This is a genomic window from Microcoleus sp. PH2017_24_DOB_U_A (assembly GCF_020738205.1).
GTDB lineage: Bacteria > Cyanobacteriota > Cyanobacteriia > Cyanobacteriales > Microcoleaceae > Microcoleus.
Genome location: NZ_JAEQCT010000180.1, coordinates 1 through 6,666, shown reverse-complemented (window position 1 = coordinate 6,666; position 6,666 = coordinate 1). Strand labels below are relative to the sequence as shown.

Below are 6,666 nucleotides of genomic sequence, written 5' to 3'. Positions count from 1 at the left end.
TACCTTGGGATGGCCGACCACTCAATAGCGCAGGAAGTGAACTCTTTCATTGTAGCTAAAGATGGCTTTAGTTAAGTTTGGGTAAGTTTTACGAAGCAGTTAAGGCAATATTTTTGAGAAGGAGAATTTTTTGATGCGTGCTGGCAGCGGGCTAATCCGGCAACGACAAAAAATTCAATATCTTTGAGATTTTTGCCCTCTAGCTTCTAGTGTTGGGAAACCCTGCGTTAGAATTAAGCTATATATAGACAGGCGTGCAATGTATTGTACCAGTATAAAAAATCGAGCAGGCTTTAGAAGGCGGTAGCTGTGAAACCAATTCGTTCATTAGAAGATGCTTTAAACCGCTGTCAGGCTATGGGAATGCGCTTGAGCCGCCAGCGTCGATTTATTCTAGAGCTTTTGTGGGATGCAAAAGAACACCTCTCGGCTCGCGAAATTTACGATCGCCTGAACCAACAAGCAAAGGGGATCGGTCATACTTCTGTTTATCAAAATCTGGAAGCTTTGTCGAGAGAAGGGATTATTGAGTGCATCGAACGCTCGGAGGGACGCTTGTACGGGAATGTCAGCGACTCTCACTCTCATGTCAATTGTCTGGATACGGCTCAGATTCTCGACGTTCATGTGGAATTGCCGATCGACTTGATTGAACAAATCCAACAGCAAACAGGTGTCAAAATTGTAGACTACCGGATAGATTTCTACGGATATAGATCGGCAGAGTCAGCTACGGCAGCATCAACTGCTAGCGATACGCCAAAAGCTTCGTAAATGATGAGGCAGCCACTGTTAGAAGCAAAAGGGATATTTTTGCTGTGGCTGTTGAAGGTATAAAATGATTCAAATATTGATAGTTGCTCGATCAGGCCGAGGTACGTTGTTGGGCTTTAGCCCTCTTTACACATACCTCTAAAGAGGGCTAAAGCCCAACTACGTACCTTGAAACTCAAACTCGATCGGCAAGTTGGGCGATCGGGAAATAAAATGTAGCACTAAGTAAAAAAAATAGCTCTACCCTCTATACGTATAAAGTTGGGAGAAAATCCGGGTTTAGTACCCGCTTGATTTTTTAGTCGGACCGAATCGATCGAAATTTTGTGTAGCAACATTTTCAGAACCCTGGCAAATTTATCTGTGGAGTCAAGACGAAAATCGAAGATCGAAAATTGAAAATCGCTAGACTGACGGGGCTTTCTAATGTTTTTTCAGCTAAACTGCACCGGAAGCAGTGAATAATTGTTGGATAACTGGTATGATTTACGTGCTTCTTGAGCCTAAAATACTTGGAAGCAAGCAGTGGGGCTAGACACGAACCTCACTACAAAACGCCGTAAAGGGAAAAATTGCAAGTACCTTGAAGGAAATTCTAGATCTCCTTAACAGGAGTCAGAAGCCCACATCGCAATCGATGATTTGATGTGGGAGTGTCACGGAGAGAGCGCATTACAGGACAGGCTGAAGTAATGGCGAGACGACAATCTGACCAATTCCACACACCACCCAAATACAACCCATCCCCCAAACCGACGGCACAGTTGAGTGCAGAGGCGACAGGCGATGCAAGTTCCTCCCTCACGGCGTCGCCGAGGGAGGGGAAAAGAACTTTTTGGCAGTGGCAACTGATCTGGCTGAGTCTCCTGGTGGGATTTGGAGTAACGGGTGCCGCTGCATTTCTGTGGTTGCTGACGATGCCACCGCCACCGAATTGCCAGCAACTGTCGCCATTGGCGGCGGACGGAGAGCGACTTTACTGCGCTCAGCAAGCTGCTAAATCGGGCAAGCTAGAACAGCTAGAATCGGCAATAGGACTGGTGCAGGCTTGGCCGAAAGAACACCCGCTATACTCGCAGGGCCAACATTTGATCGGGGAATGGTCGAAAGCCATGCTCGCATTTGCCAGGGCAAAAATTGAGCTGGGCGATTTGAAGGGCGCTCTGGCGATTGTGGCAAAAATTCCGAAAACCAGTCCGTCTTACCCAGAGGTACAGGATGCTGTGACTGCTTGGGAAAAAAATTGGCAGGAGGGTCAAAAACTCTACGATACAGCGCTAGCAGCTTTGAAAAGTGAGGATCTGAGGAAGGCATGGGATTACGCTCAAGCTCTGTTTAAGCTGGAAAATATTTTCTGGAGTCAGAAGCGCTACAACGAGCTGATTCAGCAAATTTCTCTGGAAAGAAACGGCTGGCAGCGCTTGCAAGAGGCTAGAAATTTGGCGCAGGAGGGAACTCCGCAAAAGTTCGCTGAGGCGATCGTCCTGGCTCGCAAAATAGACCCGCAGCTTTTTGCCCGCGGTAAAGCAGAAAAGGAAATTGAGGGCTGGAGCCGGACTTTGCTGGCAATGGCGACTAAGCGGTTGAAGGGGAAAGACCTTCCGGGGGCGATCGAGGCTGCTTCTGTGGTGCCCCAAGATTCGCCACTGTTTGCGGAAGCTCAAGATTTGATGCAGTTGGGTAGGGCTCAGGCGGTGATGTGGAACCAGTCGGTATCGACGCCACTGGCACAACATATTTTTACTTTGCTCGAAGGGCAGGGGGCTGCTAGCCAAATTGCTCCTGGCCGACCTCTGTACAAGCAGGCTCAAGTTCAAGTTGAAAGTTTACAGGTGCAGTTTCAAGATTTACTGCGGCTGCAAGTGGCAAGCACGATCGCGAGTTTCGGTCAAATCGGGGCGCTTCAGATGGCGATCGAGCAAGCGCAAACCATCGGGCCTCGTCAGCCGCGGCGGGTTCACGCTCAAACTTTGGTGGCTACTTGGCGCCGCGAAATTCAGCGGATCGAAGACCAAGCTTTTGTGAACCTGGCGAAGCAGTTGGTAGCACCGGGAACGGTTGAAGGACTTAAGGGCGGCATTGCTCAGGTACTTCTGATCTCTCAAAACCGTCCCCGCAGAGTAGAGGCGCAAACTCTCCTGGCTCAGTGGACGAAACGCATAGAAGTTATTCAAGATCAGCCTTTTTTAGATGAGGCGATCGCCCTGGCCAAGCAAGGAAAACTGACCGCGGCTATTGACAAAGCTTCGGAAATTAAGAGCGGTAGGACTCTTTACGCTAAAGCTCAGGATAATGTCTATCAGTGGGTGAGCGAACTGCAAGTTGCTCAAGATCGTCCGATTCTCGATCGAGCTGCGGAATTAGCATCTCAAGGTAGTCTGTCGGCGGCGATTAATATGGCTTCCCAAGTCGGTTACGGTAGGGCGCTGCACTCAGAGGCAGCAGGTGCGATCGGGCGCTGGAGCGCCGAACTCAGAGCCAACACTGCGCCGCCGCCGGAGCCCGCTCGCGAGTACGCGCCGGCTCCGCAACAGGAAGAGTACGCGCCGGCTCCGCAACAGGAAGAGTACGCGCCGGCTCCGCGACAGGAAGAGTACGCGCCGGCTCCGGAGCCTTACTATCCGCCCGCCAGAGAAGAGGCTCCGGCTCCGGCTCCAGAACCTTACTATCCGCCCGCCAGACAAGAGGCTCCGGCTCCGGCTCCGGAACCTTACTATCCGCCCGCGAGGGAGCCGGAACCTTACTATCCGCCCGCGAGGGAGCCGGAACCTTACTATCCGCCCGCCAGACAGGAGGCCCCAGCTCCGGCTCCAGAACCTGCTCGTCCTCCGGCTCCGGCTCCGGAACCGGCGCCTTCGATTCCTCAGCCGGCTGGACCTCCTGATGCTAATTTGATCCCCGAGTAATTGGGTTTTAGGGGAGGCGCGTCTAACATCTCACATCTAAAATATAAAATCGAGTGAGTAATTTACAACTGCTGTCGATCGATCCCGACCCCATTTTCCGACTGGGGCTGAGAGTCGCCTGCGAGCAGTATCCAGACTTGGAAGTTGTCGCAGATGTGGGCACGGGAACCGAGGCGTTGGAGGTTCTGGAAGCTCGATCGACCGCCTCTCTCTGGGCCAAGAAGCCCGTTGATTTGGTAATTTTGGCTGTTGAGAGGTTAAGTTTGCGATCGGGTCTAATACAGACGCTGGCAGTTTGTGGCGAGTTCAAAAATTTGTACCCCAACCTACCGCTGTTGCTCCTAGGTGGGCCGCTCGCACCGGATCAGTTGGGGCAGTTACAAGCTGCGGGCGCGAAGGGCTATTGTCCTAAAGATAGAGATATTTCCGAGACAATAGAAGCTATTCGCGTGGTAGCATCCAGCGGCACTTATTGGCCGACAGATACGCCAGCGAACTCTCAAATAGAGCTAAATTCAGCGACGGTTAAAACAATAGAAAATTCCGCAGCCAATCCAGAAGAAAATGCTGAGAGTCTGACAATTGATACGCCCGTACACAAAAAAATTCTGGCTTATTTTTGTGTGTCTGGATTGCGAGAAATAGATGCAGCTTTGGCAATTGTCAAAGCTGATTTGGAACAGATCAAAGTGGCAGATTCGACAGACTTAGCCACTATTTTAGATGGGATTGTAGTCAGCGGGCGCCGCCGAGAATTGCTGGCTGCTCGTTGGATTGTCAGTCAGTTATTGGAAGTCCGAGGGAAGTCGGAAGAAGTCCGAGGGGAGAAGGAAGAGTCCGAGGGGAGAAGAAAGACGGGAGAAGAAAGAGGGGAGAGTTTGTGGGATAATTCTCAGTTGCAAGTCACGAATTCCCGAGGTTCGGGTCAATCTTTGGTGCTGACAAATAATTGGCAAGGCAGCTTGTTTGACTCGGTGGCTGCTAAATTGCAGGTGGATTTGGTGAATTTGACTGGCGTGCCTTTGGAGATCGATATTTTGCGATCGACCAAAAAGCACGAATTGATGAGTTCCATCCTGCGGAAGTTACGGGAGTTGCTAGAGGAATTGCGCTTGGGGCAAGTGCAGCAAACTCAATTTTCGGAAAAAATGCCTGCTATTTTGCGGGATTTGTGGGAAGCGACAATCATAGATTTTTTTGGCAGATACTATACGCTGCAAACGGGAGAAAATCTGGTTGTTGACAGCAGTCAAACAAGCTTGAAACTACTGCCAGAAAGTCAAGGGGAAATCGCTGCTAATTTATGGGGCGGCAGCGGCGTAGAAGTGGTGCCGGTGCTGCTGGCAGATGAAACAGCAGTTGCCACGGAAATCCTTGATAAAATTCCGATGACAGTTGATTTATTTGCACATTTGCTATTTGAAATTCCCCTCACAGTTGACAATCTTTCTTGTGTTGCTGGCAGCCCGCAAGCGATGCAGCGAGCAGAAGCTTTGTTGGAAAATTTGGTAATTCAAGTTGCTAGCGGAGTCGTGCAGCCTCTGCTCAATAATTTTGCAGATATTGAGGAAATCAAGCAAACTTTTTACGATGGCAAGTTGATTTCAACACGAGAAATTGAGCGGTTTCGGAATGATTTATCGTGGAGATATCGCTGGGATAGCTATTTTGTAGAACCTAAAGCTATTTTTGAAAGCAGGTTTTGGCTGTTTGTGTTGGGCGATTCTGGAATTAAGAGAATTTCTATTTATGCTCCAAGAAATCTGGAGTTAGCACAGTTGTCTGGGTGGCAGTTGGCTTTAACTTTGGTGCTGGAAACTCGGGATGCGATCGCACCTAGGGTTCGCGCTGTTATTTCGCTGTTGGGTACTGCTGTTGTTTACGTTTTGACGCAGGTTATCGGGCGGGGAATTGGTTTGATCGGGCGGGGAATTATCCAAGGTATTGGCAATTCTTTGCAGGATAGCAAGTTTGGCAAAAATGGCTGAGGGAACAGTTGACAGTTGACAGTTGACAGTTGACAGTTGTCCGAGAAGGGTTAAAAACCGCAAAGCCTGCCAGAATTATTTCGTTTGTCCGAGGGGTGCATCTGGGTTTGGCAAATATGTTTGTAGGGGCGAAGCATGACCTCCGTGAATATGAGAGTATAACTAATAACTTATATGCGGTCATGCTTCTTCAGGCTTCAAAAACCAGAGGCACCCGAAGAGTGAACAGGACAATGTACGGGAGTGAACGGATTGAGATAAATCAGTATGATGAGAGATAATTGGTAATTGTTAATTGATGATTGATGGTATTATAGATAATGAATTAATGTTATAAGGTTGACTTTTTATGAGTATTATGATAGCGATTGATGCCGATCGCATAAACAGTTTAGATTTGTCTCCGGTGCGGACTGTTATTGAACAGTGGCTGGCCACAGGAGCGATCGCCCAAAACGAACAACAGGTACAATTTGAAATTGAGTATCCGCGCGAAGAATTAGATCCGCGAGAAATATCGGAACTTCCCGAAGTGCGGCTGTGGTTTATTCGCTTGGATGCTTGTTATCCTTGGTTGCCATTTTTGCTGGATTGGAAAGCCGGAGAATTGGCCCGGTATGCCGCGATGTTAGTGCCGCACCAATTCCACCGCACCCAAGGCATTCAGTACAATCCTGAAGCTTTGGAAATGTTTTTGATGAGCAAAATTTTTGTGTTGACTGATTGGTTGAACCAGCAGGGAATTCCGAGTAAATCGAAGTTGATGGCAATGTCGCAGATGTTTGGTTACGATTTGGATGATGCTTTTTTTGATGTCATCGTGCCTTATTCGGGTTTGTGATTTCCTGGATGAATCGGCGGTTAGTTGAAACTGGTTCCAATCACCTCGTATTTCAATTACCCGGCGGTTGAAACCGCGTCTACACAAACCAAACCCACCTCCGTGGGTTAAAGATTTTATTTGATAATTTTCCATCTCCGAATACCTTCTTCGTCCA

Annotated in this window: 4 protein-coding genes; all 4 read left to right on the top strand. The window is 48.8% G+C overall.

The genetic code is table 11. The features are described from left to right. Window positions 1-309: 309 nt before the first annotated feature. The 4 genes from JGK07_RS32345 to JGK07_RS32330 all read left to right on the top strand — a co-directional run bounded on the left by JGK07_RS32345 (window position 310) and on the right by JGK07_RS32330 (window position 6,509). Window positions 310-774 carry a Fur family transcriptional regulator gene (locus JGK07_RS32345; protein ID WP_293187058.1) on the top strand — a complete coding sequence of 155 codons (465 nt, stop codon included), beginning with the start codon at window positions 310-312 and terminating at the stop codon, window positions 772-774. A gap of 692 nt (window positions 775-1,466) precedes the next feature. Next, window positions 1,467-3,680 (top strand): hypothetical protein, encoded by a 2,214-nt coding sequence (locus JGK07_RS32340; RefSeq protein WP_293193857.1) that lies wholly within the window; start codon window positions 1,467-1,469, stop codon window positions 3,678-3,680. Between the two features lie 53 nt (window positions 3,681-3,733). Beyond that, on the top strand, window positions 3,734-5,668 hold the full coding sequence (locus tag JGK07_RS32335) for a DUF3685 domain-containing protein (RefSeq protein WP_293226750.1): 1,935 nt from the start codon (window positions 3,734-3,736) through the stop codon (window positions 5,666-5,668). A 349-nt stretch (window positions 5,669-6,017) separates the two neighbouring features. Then, window positions 6,018-6,509 carry a CRR6 family NdhI maturation factor gene (locus JGK07_RS32330; RefSeq protein ID WP_293193853.1) on the top strand — a complete coding sequence of 164 codons (492 nt, stop codon included), beginning with the start codon at window positions 6,018-6,020 and terminating at the stop codon, window positions 6,507-6,509. The last annotated feature ends 157 nt before the right edge of the window (window positions 6,510-6,666 follow it).

What these genes read in the sequence shown, in the direction of transcription:
- JGK07_RS32340 (WP_293193857.1), top strand. Translation starts at nt 1,467, where the DNA reads ATGGCGAGACGACAATCTGACCAATTCCACACACCACCCAAATACAAC.
- JGK07_RS32330 (WP_293193853.1), top strand. Translation starts at nt 6,018, where the DNA reads ATGAGTATTATGATAGCGATTGATGCCGATCGCATAAACAGTTTAGAT.